General features: G+C 61.0%; 13 protein-coding genes. 8 read left to right on the plus strand and 5 right to left on the minus strand.

Features of this window, described 5'->3' with window-relative positions; genetic code table 11:
- The first annotated feature begins 86 nt into the window (after positions 1–86).
- Together FPT12_RS01165 and FPT12_RS01170 are read left to right on the plus strand one after the other, a co-directional pair.
- Complete coding sequence (locus tag FPT12_RS01165; protein ID WP_145014274.1) at positions 87–683, plus strand: undecaprenyl-diphosphatase; 597 nt, start codon at positions 87–89, stop codon at positions 681–683.
- Positions 684–733: 50 nt separating this feature from the next.
- Complete coding sequence (locus tag FPT12_RS01170; RefSeq protein ID WP_145014275.1) at positions 734–1,915, plus strand: MFS transporter; 1,182 nt, start codon at positions 734–736, stop codon at positions 1,913–1,915.
- On the opposite strand, the gene cadR is transcribed toward FPT12_RS01170, so the two are convergent.
- Positions 1,912–2,361 (minus strand): Cd(II)/Pb(II)-responsive transcriptional regulator, encoded by a 450-nt coding sequence (gene cadR / locus FPT12_RS01175; RefSeq protein ID WP_054594507.1) that lies wholly within the window; start codon positions 2,359–2,361, stop codon positions 1,912–1,914. The two genes, FPT12_RS01170 and cadR, sit on opposite strands and share 4 nt — an antisense overlap.
- A gap of 49 nt (positions 2,362–2,410) precedes the next feature.
- Entirely contained in the window at positions 2,411–2,581 is a 171-nt protein-coding gene (locus tag FPT12_RS27850) for a hypothetical protein (RefSeq protein WP_256676553.1), read from the minus strand.
- A gap of 36 nt (positions 2,582–2,617) precedes the next feature.
- Between FPT12_RS27850 and FPT12_RS01180 the strand changes: the two genes are divergently transcribed.
- A complete protein-coding gene (locus FPT12_RS01180) occupies positions 2,618–4,753 on the plus strand; it encodes a heavy metal translocating P-type ATPase (RefSeq protein ID WP_256676554.1) in 2,136 nt (711 codons plus the stop codon).
- An 86-nt stretch (positions 4,754–4,839) separates the two neighbouring features.
- Here the strand turns inward: FPT12_RS01180 and FPT12_RS01185 are convergent, their stop codons facing one another.
- Both FPT12_RS01185 and FPT12_RS01190 read right to left on the minus strand, forming a co-directional pair.
- A complete protein-coding gene (locus tag FPT12_RS01185; RefSeq protein ID WP_145014277.1) occupies positions 4,840–6,216 on the minus strand; it encodes a GTPase/DUF3482 domain-containing protein in 1,377 nt (458 codons plus the stop codon).
- Positions 6,209–7,588: a DUF2868 domain-containing protein gene (locus tag FPT12_RS01190; RefSeq protein ID WP_145014278.1), complete on the minus strand. Its 1,380-nt coding sequence runs from the start codon at positions 7,586–7,588 to the stop codon at positions 6,209–6,211. Before FPT12_RS01190 ends, FPT12_RS01185 begins: the two co-directional genes overlap by 8 nt.
- 96 nt (positions 7,589–7,684) lie before the next feature.
- On the opposite strand from FPT12_RS01190, the gene FPT12_RS01195 reads away from it, so the two are divergent.
- The gene (locus FPT12_RS01195; RefSeq protein WP_145014279.1) at positions 7,685–8,197 is read left to right on the plus strand and encodes a dihydrofolate reductase; all 513 of its coding nucleotides are present in this window, start codon (positions 7,685–7,687) and stop codon (positions 8,195–8,197) included.
- 39 nt (positions 8,198–8,236) lie between these two features.
- On the opposite strand, the gene FPT12_RS01200 is transcribed toward FPT12_RS01195, so the two are convergent.
- The gene (locus FPT12_RS01200; protein ID WP_145014280.1) at positions 8,237–9,628 is read right to left on the minus strand and encodes an L-cystine transporter; all 1,392 of its coding nucleotides are present in this window, start codon (positions 9,626–9,628) and stop codon (positions 8,237–8,239) included.
- Between the two features lie 240 nt (positions 9,629–9,868).
- On the opposite strand from FPT12_RS01200, the gene FPT12_RS01205 reads away from it, so the two are divergent.
- From FPT12_RS01205 to FPT12_RS01220, 4 genes are all read left to right on the plus strand, one after another.
- Positions 9,869–10,924 carry a haloacid dehalogenase-like hydrolase gene (locus tag FPT12_RS01205; protein ID WP_145014281.1) on the plus strand — a complete coding sequence of 352 codons (1,056 nt, stop codon included), beginning with the start codon at positions 9,869–9,871 and terminating at the stop codon, positions 10,922–10,924.
- A 212-nt stretch (positions 10,925–11,136) separates the two neighbouring features.
- Complete coding sequence (locus FPT12_RS01210) at positions 11,137–12,537, plus strand: MBOAT family protein (RefSeq protein WP_256676555.1); 1,401 nt, start codon at positions 11,137–11,139, stop codon at positions 12,535–12,537.
- Positions 12,524–13,624 carry an SGNH family hydrolase gene (locus FPT12_RS01215; RefSeq protein WP_145014282.1) on the plus strand — a complete coding sequence of 367 codons (1,101 nt, stop codon included), beginning with the start codon at positions 12,524–12,526 and terminating at the stop codon, positions 13,622–13,624. Before FPT12_RS01210 ends, FPT12_RS01215 begins: the two co-directional genes overlap by 14 nt.
- Before the next feature lies 1 nt (position 13,625).
- The gene (locus tag FPT12_RS01220) at positions 13,626–14,852 is read left to right on the plus strand and encodes an SGNH/GDSL hydrolase family protein (RefSeq protein WP_145014283.1); all 1,227 of its coding nucleotides are present in this window, start codon (positions 13,626–13,628) and stop codon (positions 14,850–14,852) included.
- Positions 14,853–14,893: the final 41 nt, after the last annotated feature.

The following is a 14,893-nucleotide window of genomic DNA, read 5'->3' on the forward strand; positions in this document are numbered from 1 at the left end:
CCGGGCGATTGCAACTACTATGATAGGTACCGCTGCGCGTGTAATCGCGGTGCGGGGTTTTCTGATGATCTGAATGGCGTCTATGTGTGGAAGAACTCAATCGCAGCCTGTTCCTGGCGATCAACGCCAGCGCTGATGCCTCGGCGCCCATGCGGTCTTTGGCGATGTTTCTGGCGCAGTGGCTAATCTACTGTGTGCCGCTTTTGCTGGCAGGACTGTGGTTGCGAGGCTCACGGCGGCAGCGGGCGGTAGCGCTCACTGCGACGCTGAGTATCGTCTTCGCGCTGGCCTGCAATCTGCTGATCAGCAGCCTTTGGTTCCACCCACGTCCCTTCATGTTGGGACTGGGGCAAAATTTCCTGGCGCATGCCGCTGAATCATCTTTTCCCAGCGACCACGCTACGGTGATGTTTGCGCTAGCCTTTGGGTTGATACTGGCCTCGCTGCGCAAGTTGGGCCTGCTGGTTTTGCTGCTGGGGGCGTTGGTTGGCTGGGCGCGTGTCTACCTGGGCGTGCACTTCCCATTCGATATTGCCGGGTCGTTGCTGGTTTCGCTGATCAGTGCCTGGCTGGTGAAGCAAGTGCTGGGCCGCAGACAACTGGACGAGCGTCTGCTCGACGTTTGTGAGCGCCTGTACCAGCGAGTATTTCCGGCACTCGCTCGGCGCAATATTCACTCATAGGGTCTGGTCATCGCCTTCGATAAGGCCCTGGAGCACGACAGGATGAATACGTGAATCAGGCCAGACCGGAATCTTTGCGTATTCCCCGAACCATTTGGGCCTTGGGCTTTGTCAGCCTGTTCATGGATGTTTCGTCCGAACTGGTGCACAGCCTGCTGCCGGTGTTTCTGGTCACGACCCTGGGCGCGAGCGCGCTGACCGTCGGCATTATCGAGGGCATCGCCCAGGCAACGGCGATGGTCGTCAAGGTTTTCTCGGGTGCGATCAGCGACTTTATCGGTCGGCGCAAAGGCTTGCTGTTACTCGGATACGGTCTGGCTGCGCTGTCCAAACCGCTGTTTCCGTTGGCTCATTCGGTAGAACTGGTGTTCACCGCGCGTTTTCTGGACCGCATCGGCAAAGGCATTCGCGGCGCGCCGCGTGATGCCTTGGTGGCGGATATCGCTCCCGCGGAAATTCGCGGTGCCTGTTTTGGATTGCGCCAGTCGATGGACACTGTCGGGGCCTTTGTCGGCCCCGCGCTGGCCATTGTGCTGATGCTCTGGCTCGCCGATATCCAGCGGGTACTCTGGTTCGCCGTGATCCCGGCGGTCATCGCGGTGGCGCTGATTGTCGCCGGCGTGCAAGAGCCTGGGCACGCTGTTGGCAAGCACACCTTTCGATCGCCCATTCATTGGCGAGTCCTTTACGACTTCTCGTCTGGGTATTGGTGGGTAGTTGTCGTGGGTGGTGTGTTTACGCTGGCGCGTTTCAGCGAAGCGTTTCTGGTGTTGCGGGCGCAGCAGACCGGGTTGTCAGCCACGTGGGTACCGTTGGTGATGGTGGTCATGTCGGTATTCTATGCGCTGTCGGCCTACCCGGCCGGTTGGCTGTCCGACCGCATCAGTCGCACGAAATTGCTGTGCCTCGGCATGGGGCTGTTGGTGCTGGCGGATCTGCTGCTCGCTCAATCCCATTCAACCCTGACGATGCTGCTGGGCGCGGGCTTGTGGGGACTGCACATGGGCTTCAGCGAAGGCATCCTCGCGACACTGGTGGCTGATACCGCCCCCGAAGAACTGAAGGGCACGGCGTTCGGCATATTCAATCTGATCAGCGGTGTCTGCCTGTTGATTGCCAGTGTGCTCGCGGGCTGGCTGTGGCAAACCGTCGGGGCGCAAAGCACGTTCATCACCGGCGCGGTGTTGGCCGCGTTAGCCATGTTGTTGCTGATGCTGCGCCGGGCGGCTTAATGCCCGTGGCTTCGGCCGACATGCGAATGCTCGGCTTCGCTCGCTGCCACGCCACCGCTGACTTCCAGCTGTTGCAAAATCCCGCACTGCTCGATATCCGGCCGTTCGCTGCAGCTTTGGCGCAGTTCCAGCAGCTGTGTCTGCAAGGCCAGCAAGCCGTCGATCCGTGCCTTGACGTGGTGGATGTGCTCGTCGATCAGCGCATTGACGCTTTCGCATTGATCCTGTGGGCTGTCACGCAGGCTGAGCAGGCTGCGGATTTCTTCGAGGGTCATGTCGAGGGTGCGGCAGTTGCGGATGAAGGTCAGGCGCTCGGTGTGGGCCTGGGTGTACACGCGGTAATTGCCTTCGCTGCGGGCCGGTTCCGGCAACAGGCCTTCGCGCTCGTAATAACGGATGGTTTCGACCTGGCAGTCGGTCAGTTTCGCCAGTTCGCCGATCTTCATTGCGTCGATCTCCAAAAGGTTGCTTGACCCTATAGTGGCTACAGGGTGTTCACTTGGCAACAGACACCTTTTCGGACGCGAGTTTATGAGCGATTCCCAGCACACCCACAAACCCCAAGCTGATCACGATCACGATCACGATCACGATCACGATCACGATCACGATCACAGCCACGGGCAAAAACTTCAGCCGGTTCAGAAGCACGATCACGCCAGTCACGGCGGCTCTTGCTGTTCCAGCGCCGCAGCGCCTTCATTGATCAAGCTCAGTGAAACGCCGACCGACGGCGCACGCCTGAGCCGTTTTCGCATCGACGCCATGGACTGCCCGACCGAGCAGACGCTGATCCAGAACAAACTGGGAAAGCTTGCGGGTGTGCAGCAGCTGGAATTCAACCTGATCAACCGCGTACTTGGCGTGACTCACGACTTGCCGAGCACCGCGCCGATCATCGACGCGATCAAGTCCATCGGCATGCTGGCCGAGCCGATCGAGGAGGGCGCCAAGGCGAATGACAGCCGTCCGGCTCCAGTGAAAAAGCCCTGGTGGCCGTTGGCGTTATCAGGTGTCGGCGCGTTGGCGGCCGAGGTGATTCACTTCACCAGCGCCGCGCCAACCTGGGTGGTGGCGATTGTTGCGCTGATCTCGATCCTCAGCGGCGGTTTGGGCACCTACAAAAAGGGCTGGATCGCCCTGAAGAACCTCAACCTGAACATCAACGCGCTGATGAGCATCGCGGTGACCGGTGCTGTGCTGATCGGCCAGTGGCCGGAAGCGGCGATGGTGATGTTCCTGTTCACCGTCGCCGAGCTGATCGAAGCCAAATCCCTGGACCGTGCGCGCAATGCAATCAGTGGGCTGATGCAGATGACCCCGGAAAAGGTCACCGTGCAGCAGGAAGATGGCAGCTGGGCCGAGCGTGAAGCCAAAAGTATCGATCTCGGTGCGCGGGTGCGGGTTCGTCCCGGCGAGCGGATTGGCCTGGACGGCGAAGTAGTGTCTGGCAGCTCGACCATCGATCAGGCGCCGATCACCGGTGAGAGCCTGCCTGTCGAGAAAACCGTCGGCGACAAAGTGTTTGCCGGGACCATCAATCAGTCCGGTTCGCTGGAGTTCAAAGTGACCGCCGCGGCCAACAACTCGACTTTGGCGCGGATCATTCATGCCGTAGAAGCCGCCCAGGGCGCGCGGGCGCCGACCCAGCGGTTCGTCGACCGCTTCTCGAAAATCTACACGCCGGTGGTGTTCGTCTTCGCCTTGGCCGTGGCGCTCATTCCGCCGCTGTTCATGGGCGCGGCCTGGTTCGACTGGATCTACCGCGCGCTGGTGCTGCTGGTGGTCGCATGCCCCTGCGCGCTGGTGATTTCCACCCCGGTGACCATCGTCAGCGGTCTGGCAGCGGCGGCCCGTAAAGGTATCCTGATCAAGGGCGGCGTGTACCTGGAAGGTGGTCACAAGCTTGATTACCTGGCGCTGGACAAGACTGGCACCATCACCCACGGCAAGCCGGTGCAGACCGATTACCTGTCCCTGGACCCTACGGTCGAAAACACCGCGCAGATCCTGGCCGCCAGCCTCGCCGGGCGTTCCGATCACCCGGTATCGCTGGCCATCGCCAATGCGGCTGTGGATAAACAGCTAACGCTGCTCGCTGTGGATAACTTCGAAGCGCTGACCGGCCGTGGCGTGCGCGGAGAGATTAATGGTCAGGTTTACCACTTGGGCAATCACCGCCTGGTGGAAGAGCTGGGCCTGTGCTCACCGGCGCTGGAAGAGAAACTGTTTGCCCTCGAAGAACAGGGCAAGACTGTGGTGTTGTTGCTCGACACCTCGGGTCCGTTGGCGCTGTTCGCGGTGGCCGATACGGTCAAGGCCTCCAGCCGCGAAGCTATCCGGCAGTTGCATGAACTGGGCATCAAGACCTTGATGCTGACCGGCGACAACCCGCACACCGCCCGGGCGATTGCCGCTCAGGTGGGTATTGATGAGGCGCGAGGCGACCTGCTGCCGACCGACAAGCTCAAGGCTATCGAAGGCTTGTACGCTAAGGGGCATCGAGTCGGGATGGTCGGCGATGGCATCAACGATGCGCCGGCACTGGCTCGCGCACAGATCGGTTTTGCGATGGCCGCGGCCGGCACCGATACTGCGATCGAGACCGCCGATGTCGCCCTGATGGATGATGATCTGCGCAAGATTCCGGCGTTTATCCGGCTGTCGCGACAGACTTCGAATATCCTCACGCAAAACATCGCCCTGGCGTTGATCATCAAGGCGATCTTTCTTGGGGTAACCTTCGTGGGGCTCGCCACCATGTGGATGGCGGTGTTTGCCGACATGGGCGTGGCCCTGTTGGTGGTGTTCAACGGTCTGCGCCTGTTGCGCAAATAATCGATATTAAGTGCTGAGTGCCGAGCTGAAGGCGTCTTACAGGGCCGCTGATCGTTCCCACGCGGGAGCGTGGGAACGATCAGCGTCTACAGTTGCTGCGCCAACACCTCAATCTGCTGCTGGCGTTCCGCCTGGCTCAACCTTGCATGGGGATTGAGCGACGACCACTGCGGATGGGCCCGCGCCTTGGTCAGCGCCTCCGGCAGTTTGCCTTCGCGCCAGCTCTTGTCCTGCGGTGTGGCGACCTGGATGCTGTCCATCGCCGCGTGTCCGCGCAGATTCATGGCCTGCACCAGTTGCCGCTGACGCAATGCCAACAAACGCAGCACGCTGTCGTCAACGGTCAGCTCACGCTGGCCTTTGATTTTGCCCAGCAAGCGGCTGCCGTAACCGCGCGCCGTTTGCAGGGCGCCGCCGACAATCGCCCCGGCCAGTGCCGCGGCGCCGAGGGTCAGACCGCCCACCAGCAAGTCCACCCCGGCACCGGCCGCGGCACCTGCAGCGATCCCGCTTCCGACCCGCACACCTAATTGCTTGAGGGTTTCGGGGTTGAACAAATCATCGCCCCAGCGGCCATCCAGCAGCGGCAAGTCGCTGGCGGCGGCATCCTGTGGGCGGAACGCGTACAACTTGAGCAGCGCTTCGACGCAGCGTTGCTCGCGCTGGCGAACGGCTTTGCGCAGTTCGCCGATGGCCTGCTGCTCCTGTGCGGCGTCACTGACCACGCTGCGTCGACAGGCGGCGCAATCGATCAGCAGTTCGGCGATCAAGCGTGCCGCGCTTTGCTGGCGCGCTGCGCGTTGCGCCTGTTGGTCGATGATCAATCGCTCAAGCTGAACGCGTGCGCTTTCCATCAACAACGCGAGACTTTCATAGAGCCGGCGCTCGCCGTCTTCGGGCGGCGCCACGCTGTCGAAACGCACCAGCGCATGCAGGCCCAAACGGGCCAGGGCGTCGCGCCAATCCGGCTCGCGGTGGTCGGCGCTGCTGACGAAATTCAGTACCGGCAGCAGCGGTTTGCCGCAACTGGCCAGCACTTCGAGTTCATCGCGGTACTTGGCCAGCACCGGCTCGCGGGCGTCGATCACATAGAGGCCGGCGTCGGACGCCAGCAGTTGGCGCAGTACTTTGGCTTCCTGTTCGAAACGTTGACGCGCCTCGCTGCCGTCGAGGAAACGCGCCAGCCGCGCCGGGCCGTCGAGGCGTTCGCCGGGTCGCTCCAGCCGCTCCAGGTAATCGAGCAGGGCGATGGCGTCTTCCAGCCCCGGCGTGTCGTAAAGCTCAAGCAAGGCCTCGCCGTCCACCGACAATCGGGCGCCCTCGACATGCCGGGTGGTGCTGGGTCGATGGGAGACTTCGCCGAAACCGACGTCGCGGGTCAGGGTGCGCAGTAATGAGGTTTTGCCGACGTTGGTGTGGCCGACCACCGCGAGTTTCAGCGGCTTCTTTCCAGCATCAGTCATGACCCGACTCCAGCCAGTTCATCGGCGCGCAGTCAGCGAACGGCAACGCCAACTGTTGCAGCGCGGTGTGCCAGTCGCCGAGGCGTTCGGCGTCGAGTGCCTGGCCGGGCGGTGCTTGCAGCAGCCAGATCCGTGTCGCGCTGGCGCTGCGGGCGAGTTCGGCGATCAGCGCCAGGCTGCCGCGATCCGGCGAGCGCCGAGGGTCGCAGGCAATGGCCAGGCGTTCCGGCGGGAAACGGGTCAGTTGTTCCAGCAACTTTTGTCGGGACTCGCGGCTGTCGAGGATGCCTGCGTTTTTGACGTTCTTCGGCAGTTGCGGTGGCCATGGGCGCTGGTCGTCGAGTTCTATGGCCACCAGCAACGCACCGTCGCTGTCCAGCGCGCTGGCGCCGCCTTCGACCTGATGCAGGTGCTCGGGCGCGAGATCGTTGACGCCGAGGCGCTCGCTGCTCGGCATCAGTTGTTCACGCAACGGCGCGTAGCCGGGCAGGTTCAGGTCCAGATGCAAGGCCGCGCGGCCGGTTGTCCAGCGCCACAGGCAGAACAGCGCGAGCAGCAAACGCGGCAATACGCCGTACACCAGCAACACGCCCACCAGCCATGCGGCCCAGGCTTGCCGGGCGCTTTCGATATTCAACGCGGTGTCGCCGCTGGCGCGGATCATCTCCGTGGTCGGCACGTTGAAGCCGAGCAGTGCCGGCAGAGCGCCAAGCGCCTGGGTCATGACCACGAACGTATCGCCGCTGAGAATCGTGGTTTCCCAGACGAAACCGTAGCGTCGGGTGGCCATCAGCGTCAGCAGAATCGCCAGAGCGCTGAGCATTGCCAGCAGCCACAAACCGTTGACCAGCCCGCCGAGCGCCCAGCGATTGAGTTTCTGCCGTTGCAGCAACAGCAGCAGGACCGGCGCCAGTTGTGCGGCTTTGGCGTCGCGGGCGAGTTTTTCGCTGAGCCACAACCATAAGCGCCCGAGCGTGGCGCCATAGTCACCGGCGAAGATCAGGCCCGAGGCCCAGCTCAGCAGCAGAATCAGGTTCAATCCAAGCAGACTGCCGAGGGCCCAGAACACGTTGACCGGTGTCTGGCCGTCGTTCAACGCAGCAAATGCCAGCCCGGCACCGCTGACGATCGCCAATACGGCCAGAACGATCAGCGCCAGTCGCGCCCCTTGCAGCCAATGGCGTAGCGCGCCGGTCAAGCCATCGCGTTCGGCCAGCCACAGGGCGCGGGCCTCGATGCGGGTCGGCAGGTCGCCGCCCGCGCTACGGGCCAGTCGGTTGGCTTCCTGATCTTCCAAAGCGCCTGCATGTTCCTCGCGCAGGCGGATGGTTTCAGTCAGCCAAAGTGTTTGCAGTGTGGTCAGTTCAGTCACGCGGCATCCCGTCGCTCAAATGAACGCTGAGCATAACCGCTGTTACGCTGGTCGGGGTACGTTGCGAGATAGTGAGCCTCTGGTATCCTCGCCCGCATGAAAAAAACTCTTCCTCTCAGTCTGATCGCTGCCCTCGGTGAAAACCGAGTGATCGGCGTCGACAACAGCATGCCCTGGCACTTGCCGGGGGATTTCAAGTACTTCAAGGAAACCACGCTGGGCAAACCAATCATCATGGGACGCAAGACCTGGGATTCCCTTGGTCGCCCGTTGCCGGGACGATTGAACATCGTGGTTAGCCGCCAAACCGATCTGCAACTGCACGGAGCAGAGGTTTATCCGTCGCTGGAGGCCGCAGTGGTTCGTGCTGAAGCTTGGGCGCGGGAGCAGTGTGTCGATGAACTGATGCTGATTGGCGGTGCGCAGTTGTATGCGGAGGGGCTGGTACACGCTGATCGGCTGTACCTGACGCGCGTGGAGCTGAGTCCGGAGGGGGATGCGTGGTTTCCCGAGTTTGATCTGAACCAGTGGAGACTGGTTTGGAATGCTCCGAATCCGGCGGAAGGCGATAAACCGGCGTACAGCTTCGAGGTTTGGGAGCGCGCCTGAGATCGTTCCCACGCAGAGCGTGGGAACGATCAGTGCGGTTTACGCCTGCGCCAACTCCTCATGCTCATCCGCATCCAGCAGCGCTTTGTCGGTCTGCTGCATGATCTGGCTGGTGATTGCACCGGCGGTCATCGAACCACTGACGTTCAAGGCAGTGCGGCCCATGTCGATCAGCGGTTCAACCGAGATCAGCAGCGCCACCAGTGACACCGGCAAGCCCATGGCCGGCAGCACGATCAGCGCAGCGAAGGTTGCGCCGCCACCGACACCGGCAACCCCAGCCGAACTCAAGGTCACAATCGCCACCAACGTCGCGATCCACAGCGGATCCAGCGGGTTGATGCCCACCGTCGGCGCCACCATGACCGCCAACATCGCAGGGTAAAGACCGGCACAACCGTTCTGGCCGATGGTCGCGCCGAACGAGGCGGCGAAGCTGGCGATTGATTGTGGAATACCCAGACGGCGGGTTTGTGCTTCGATGCTCAGCGGAATGCTCGCGGCGCTGGAGCGGCTGGTGAAGGCGAAGGTCAGCACCGGCCAGACTTTGCGGAAGAAGCGCAGCGGGTTGATCCCGGCCAGCGACACCAGCAGGCCGTGAACCACGAACATCAGGCCCAGGCCGATGTACGACACCACAACGAAACTGCCGAGCTTGATGATGTCCTGCAGGTTGGAACCGGCGACCACTTTGGTCATTAGCGCCAATACGCCGTACGGGGTCAGTTTCATCACCAGACGCACCAGACGCATCACCCAGGCTTGCAGGGTGTCGATGGCGTTGAGCACTTTCTGACCTTTTTCGACGTCATCCTTGAGCAGTTGCAGCGCCGCGACCCCAAGGAATGCAGCGAAGATCACCACGCTGATGATCGAGGTCGGTTTGGCCCGGGCCAGATCGGCAAACGGGTTCTGCGGGATGAACGACAACAGCAACTGCGGGACATTCAGGTCGGCGACCTTGCCCGCGTAGTCGGTCTGAATGGTTTGCAGGCGAGCCATTTCCTGGGTGCCGGCGACCAGGCCTTCAGCCGTCAGGCCGAACAGGTTGGTCAGGCCAATGCCGATCAGCGCCGCAATGGCGGTGGTGAATAGCAGGGTGCCGATGGTCAGGAAGCTGATCTTGCCCAGCGAAGAGGCATTGTGCAGACGGGCGACGGCGCTGAGGATCGAGGCGAACACCAGCGGGATCACGATCATTTGCAGCAACTGCACATAACCGTTGCCCACCAGATCGAACCAGCCGATCGATGCCTTCAGCACCGGGCTGCCGGCACCGTAAACCGTGTGCAGGGCAACACCGAACACCACGCCCAGCACCAGCGCGACCAGGACTTTTTTCGCCAGGCTCCAGGTGGTGTGACGGGTTTGCGCCAGGCCGAACAGCAAGGCGAGGAACACCAGCAGATTGAGGATCAGCGACAGATTCATTGAGGCTCCAAAAAGACTTGTGCCAATCGCGTTCCGGGGCGATTGCGAACCGGTAAGCCTAACAGCTTGATATCTAATGAATTAATATCAAAAACGCATGGCTGCTGTCGTTTTTGGAATAAGCCCATGGCGCTGTGGTGAATGCCGGTGACGGATTCAGGACGCAAGCGGTCGTGCGCAGACGAAAACTGTCACACTGATTTGTTAGCGTCGATGGCTTTCATTCAGGGAGAAATGCACATGAAGTTCGCTCCGAAACTGTTAGCCGTTGCGATGTGTCTGGGTCTTGCCAGTCAAGCGTTTGCCACCGAACTCAAACACTGGCCCGAGGCACAGGCCAAGCAGTTGGACGCGATGATCGCGGCCAACGCCAACAAGGGTAACTTTGCGGTGTTCGACATGGACAACACCAGTTACCGCTATGACCTTGAAGAGTCGCTGTTGCCGTTCATGGAAAACAAGGGGCTGATCACCCGCGAGACCCTTGATCCGTCCCTGAAACTGATGCCGTTCAAGGACACTGCCGACCATAAGGAAAGCCTGTTCAGCTACTACTATCGCCTCTGCGAAGTGGACGACATGGTGTGCTACCCATGGGTCGCTCAGGTGTTCTCGGGGTTCACCCTCAAGGAACTCAAAGGCTACGTCGATGAGATGATGGCCTCCGGTAAACCGGTGCCGAGCACCTATTACGACGGCGATGTGGTCAAGAACATCGACGTCCCGCCACCGAAGGTCTACACCGGCCAGGCCGAGCTGTACAACAAGCTGATGGAGAACGGCATCGAGGTTTATGTGATGACCGCTGCTTCTGAAGAACTGGTGCGCATGGTCGCGGCTGATCCGAAGTACGGCTACAACGTCAAACCGCAAAACGTGATTGGCGTGAGCACGCTGCTCAAGGACCGCAAGACCGGCGAGCTGACCACCGCGCGCAAGCAGATCACCGCCGGCAAATATGACGAGAAAGCCAACCTGGGCCTTGAGCTGACGCCCTACCTGTGGACGCCAGCGACCTGGATGGCCGGTAAGCAAGCGGCGATCCTGACCTACATCGACGAGTGGAAAAAACCGGTGCTGGTGGGCGGCGACACCCCGTCCAGTGACGGCTACATGCTGTTCCACAGTGTCGACGTGGCCAAGGGCGGCGTGCACTTGTGGGTCAACCGCAAGGACAAGTACATGACTCAACTCAACGGCATGATGGCCAAACACGCCGCCGCCCAAGCCAAAGAAGGCCTGCAAGTGACGGCGGACAAGAACTGGGTGATCGTCAAGCCGGAGGATATTCTGTAAAACCGGGCTGCCTGCATCGCAGTAGCGCTCTGGCTCGGCCGGTTGCGGGGGATTGAGCCTGCGCAACCTGCACGTCTGGGCGCTTTGTTCATTCGTAAGAGTGTTTCAACTTGTTACGGCTAAAGGCGTTCTGCCATACTCTCGGCCGTTTGCGCCCCGGCCTGTTTTTCGGTGTCGGGCTTGGGTTTCTGCTGTACGTAATGGACTACGCTGTGAGCTATCTCTCGATTGAATTCGGCTTGTGTTTCATCCTCTTTTTCCTCGTTTACTGGTCTGTGTGCCGGAGTACGCGTCTACAGAACGTACTGTTGCTGGCCGCCAGTTACGCGATCCTCGCCAGTTTCAGTCTGGACTTCCTCTACATCCTGCTGGGCTACACCGCACTGGTGTACCTGCTCGGGTTGCTGAGTGAACGTTTTCCGGGGCGCTCATTCGTCAACGGATTGATGTTGTTACTGGTGCTCGGCTGCTTTTACCTGTTCAAGTACCAGGACTTCTTTACCAGTACGGTGCAAAGCGCTTTCGCTCAGCTAGGGCTTGAAGTCTCGCTGCCGCTGCTGGAAGTGTTGCTGCCGGTCGGACTGTCGTTTTACACCTTTCACTCGGTCAGCTACCTGGTGTCGATCAACCGTGGCGAGCTAAAGCCTGGTTCGCCTTTTGACCTGGCGTTGTACCTGGCGTTTTTCCCGAGCCTGATTGCCGGTCCCGTGAACCGGGCCACCGACATGCTGCCGCAGATTCGCCCAACGCAAGCCCGGCAGGTGCTGGAACCGCAGCGGGCGTTGGGGCTGATTGCGCTGGCGGTGGTCAAGCTGTTCTTCCTCAGCTCCTGGCTGGCCAACGAATGGGTCGACCCGGTGTTCGAGTCGTCCGTCAGCTTTTCGGCCGAGCAGATCTTGCGCAGCGTTTACGGTTATTCGTTCCTGATTTACTTCAACTTCAGCGGCTACACCGACCTGGTGACGGGCATCGCCTTGTTGCTGGGTTTCCGTTTGCCGCTGAACTTCAACTTCCCGTACACCGCGCGTAACCTCAAGGAATTCTGGGGGCGCTGGCACATCAGTCTGTCGACGTTTATCCGTGACTACGTGTACATCCCGCTCGGTGGCAATCGCCGTGGGGTCTGGCGCGGCAATCTGAACATGCTGCTGGCCATGCTGATTTCCGGGCTGTGGCACGGCGCCAGTGTGAATTTCATCATCTGGGGTGCACTGCATGGCGTGGGACTGGCGCTGTACAAACTCTTCAGCCACTGGCTGCCGGAGCGTCCGACCTGGCTGGGGGCCGATCTGCTGGCGCGGTTGTTGACCTTCCACTATGTGGCTTTTGCCTGGATATTCTTCCGTTGTGCATCCCTTGGGGATGCCATCGAGATGCTCGGCGGTCTGGGCGGGATGTCGCGGGCGGGGCTGGTCAGTAATGGTCTTTCATTGTTGGGCTGCCTGCTGTTCGTGGCGATCTATCCACAGATTGTGGCGCTGACGCGTCGGTTGTTCGACGCCAGTGTCCGGTTGCCATGGCTGCTGTATCCAGTGCCGTTGGGGCTGTTTATTTGCGTGGTTATCTTTGCTTCTCCATCGGGCGTACCGGGGTTTATCTATGCCAGTTTCTAACGCATCGCCACTGCCCACGAACCTGAGCGGCGCACTCAAAGTGTTGTATGCGATCCTCGTCATCAGCGCGCTGCTGTTTTGGTTCAACCAGGACTCGATTCGTCTGTACTGTCAGCAGAAGTATCACGATGGCTGCGAGATTTCCGGCCTGGCGCAGAATCCGCAGTGGCGTTTCGGGGCTCAGTTGAACCAGACGCTGGCGGAGGCGCGGTCAGGTTTGATCGCCCGGCTTGAGGGCCTGGATGACGTCAAACTGATCGATCAGGCTCAAGCCGCAGTGAATGAAGAGGAACCGCTTGGCGAGACGCTCGCGCCATTGCCGACACTCGAACAGGCAGCGAAGTCGGTAGAAGCTCCGCCCCAGGTCGTGACTGATCCCGAGGTGAAGCCTGCGCCGCCCGTTGACGGCGCGCCGGTTACTCCGCTGATGGCGACGCTGGCGCTCGGTGATGAGGTGCTTTTTGTCGGTGACTCGCTGATGCAAGGGGTTGCCCCGCATATGGCGAACACCCTGCTCAAGCGTTACAAGGTCAAGAGCATCAACCTGAGCCGGCAGAGTACCGGGCTGGCCTACCCGAGCTTCTTCAACTGGCCGAAAACCGTCGAGAGCACCTTGCAGGGCCACCCGAAGATTCGCCTGATGGTGATGTTCCTCGGCCCCAACGATCCCTGGGACATGCCCGAAGGCAAGCACAAACCGTTCTTGCGCTTCAAGACCCCCGAATGGGAAGTGGCCTATCGTCAGCGTATCGACTCCATTCTCGACTCCGCCCGCGCGCACCAGGTACAGGTGATCTGGGTCGGCCCGCCAAACATGGAGAAGGCCAAGCTGTCGACGGCCATGGCCTACCTGAACGGGCTCTACAAAAGCCAGCTTGCGGCCTACCATCAGCACTTTGTGTCGGCCAACGAGATTCTGGGCTATCAAACCGATGAGTTCTCCTATTACCTGACGGTCGACGGTAGCCGGAAGGTCAAGACCCGGGTCGATGACGGCATCCATTTCACGCCGACCGGGCAAAGGCTGATCGCCGAACGCGTGTTGTCGCTGATCAACTTTCCCAGCCAACAATTGACGGAGCACTGATATGCGGCGACTGCACGGCATTGCGCTGTTGTTGAGCATTACTCTGCTGAGCAGTTGCAGCCCCACGACCGAGGTCCAGGCCACACCGGCGTCTGCGCCGAAAAAACCAGGCTACACCTCGAAGAACGTCGTGCCGGTGGGGGGCGGCGATCCGAACCTGGTGGCACTGGCGCGCAAGTTCAATACGGCGGATCGCACGCCGATCACCATTGTGCAGTTGGGCGACTCCCACACGGCGGCCGATCTGTTCAGTGGTGAGGTGCGGCGGTTGTTGCAGGCCCAGTACGGTGATGGCGGGATAGGGTTTGTCGCCGCAACGCCTGTGCCCGGCACGCGCTATGAACGCGTCATCCTCACCGCCGCCAATCGTCAGTGGTCGCTGGTCTCGGCACGTAATCAACAAAGTACTCAGTTCCCACTGGGCGGTTACTTGTCGTTACCGATGACCCCGGGGGCCAAGGTGCAGATCGCCGAGCGCGAAGGCAGTCTCCAGCAGTACCGGATTTCAGCGCTCTATCAGGCGACTGCCAACAGCAGCCTCAAGGCCCAGACCAATCTCACTCAGGCCAGTCGCATGCTTGCGGCCACGGGCGGGCAGTGGCGCTTCAGCCCGCCGTTCAACAACGTGACGCTGCCAGTGGAAATGAGTGTCAGCAATACTGAGGGACTGGCCCTGGGTGGCTGGAATATCCTCGGGCAGAAGAGCGCCGGGGTGATTTATTCGGCGCTGGGCATCAACGGTGCCCGGCTGGACGTGCTGGACAAGTGGCAGGCCGATTGGCCGGACACCCTCAAGGCGTTGCGCCCGGACATGGTCATCCTGGCCTACGGCACCAACGAGGCCTTCGACGACGACCTGGATCTGGATAAATACCGGAGCCAGTTGCAGGACAAAATCACCCTGTTGCGTAAAACCTTGCCCAAGGCCGTGATTCTGCTGGTCGGTGCGCCGGACTCCATCAAGCACCGTGGCGCGAGTGCCTGCGCTTCCGCGCAGCCGCAGCCCTTGCGACAGCTCATCCAGATCCAGAAAGCCGTGGCGCAGCGCAATCGCGTGCTGTTCTGGGACTGGCAGGCCTTCATGGGCGGTGATTGCTCAATCAGCCGGTGGCAGGCCAATGAGCTGGCCCGCAATGATCTGGTGCACTTGACCGCGGATGGTTATCGCAAGAGCGCCGAGGGACTGTATCGCTTCCTGCGGGGGCAGTTGGGCGAGCGCATGCCGTGAGCCTTGCTGAGGCTGCACGGCTTTAGGCGCCCACAGGGTCT

The sequence above is a fragment of the Pseudomonas sp. H3(2019) genome, assembly GCF_007713465.1.
In the GTDB taxonomy this organism is placed as follows: Bacteria; Pseudomonadota; Gammaproteobacteria; order Pseudomonadales; family Pseudomonadaceae; genus Aquipseudomonas.

Bases quoted from the DNA above. Each gene is read 5' to 3' on its own strand.
- cadR (WP_054594507.1), bottom strand. From the start codon at position 2,361: ATGAAGATCGGCGAACTGGCGAAACTGACCGACTGCCAGGTCGAAACC.
- FPT12_RS01185 (WP_145014277.1), bottom strand. From the start codon at position 6,216: ATGACTGATGCTGGAAAGAAGCCGCTGAAACTCGCGGTGGTCGGCCAC.
- FPT12_RS01195 (WP_145014279.1), top strand. From the start codon at position 7,685: ATGAAAAAAACTCTTCCTCTCAGTCTGATCGCTGCCCTCGGTGAAAAC.
- FPT12_RS01200 (WP_145014280.1), bottom strand. From the start codon at position 9,628: ATGAATCTGTCGCTGATCCTCAATCTGCTGGTGTTCCTCGCCTTGCTG.
- FPT12_RS01205 (WP_145014281.1), top strand. From the start codon at position 9,869: ATGAAGTTCGCTCCGAAACTGTTAGCCGTTGCGATGTGTCTGGGTCTT.
- FPT12_RS01215 (WP_145014282.1), top strand. From the start codon at position 12,524: ATGCCAGTTTCTAACGCATCGCCACTGCCCACGAACCTGAGCGGCGCA.
- FPT12_RS01220 (WP_145014283.1), top strand. From the start codon at position 13,626: ATGCGGCGACTGCACGGCATTGCGCTGTTGTTGAGCATTACTCTGCTG.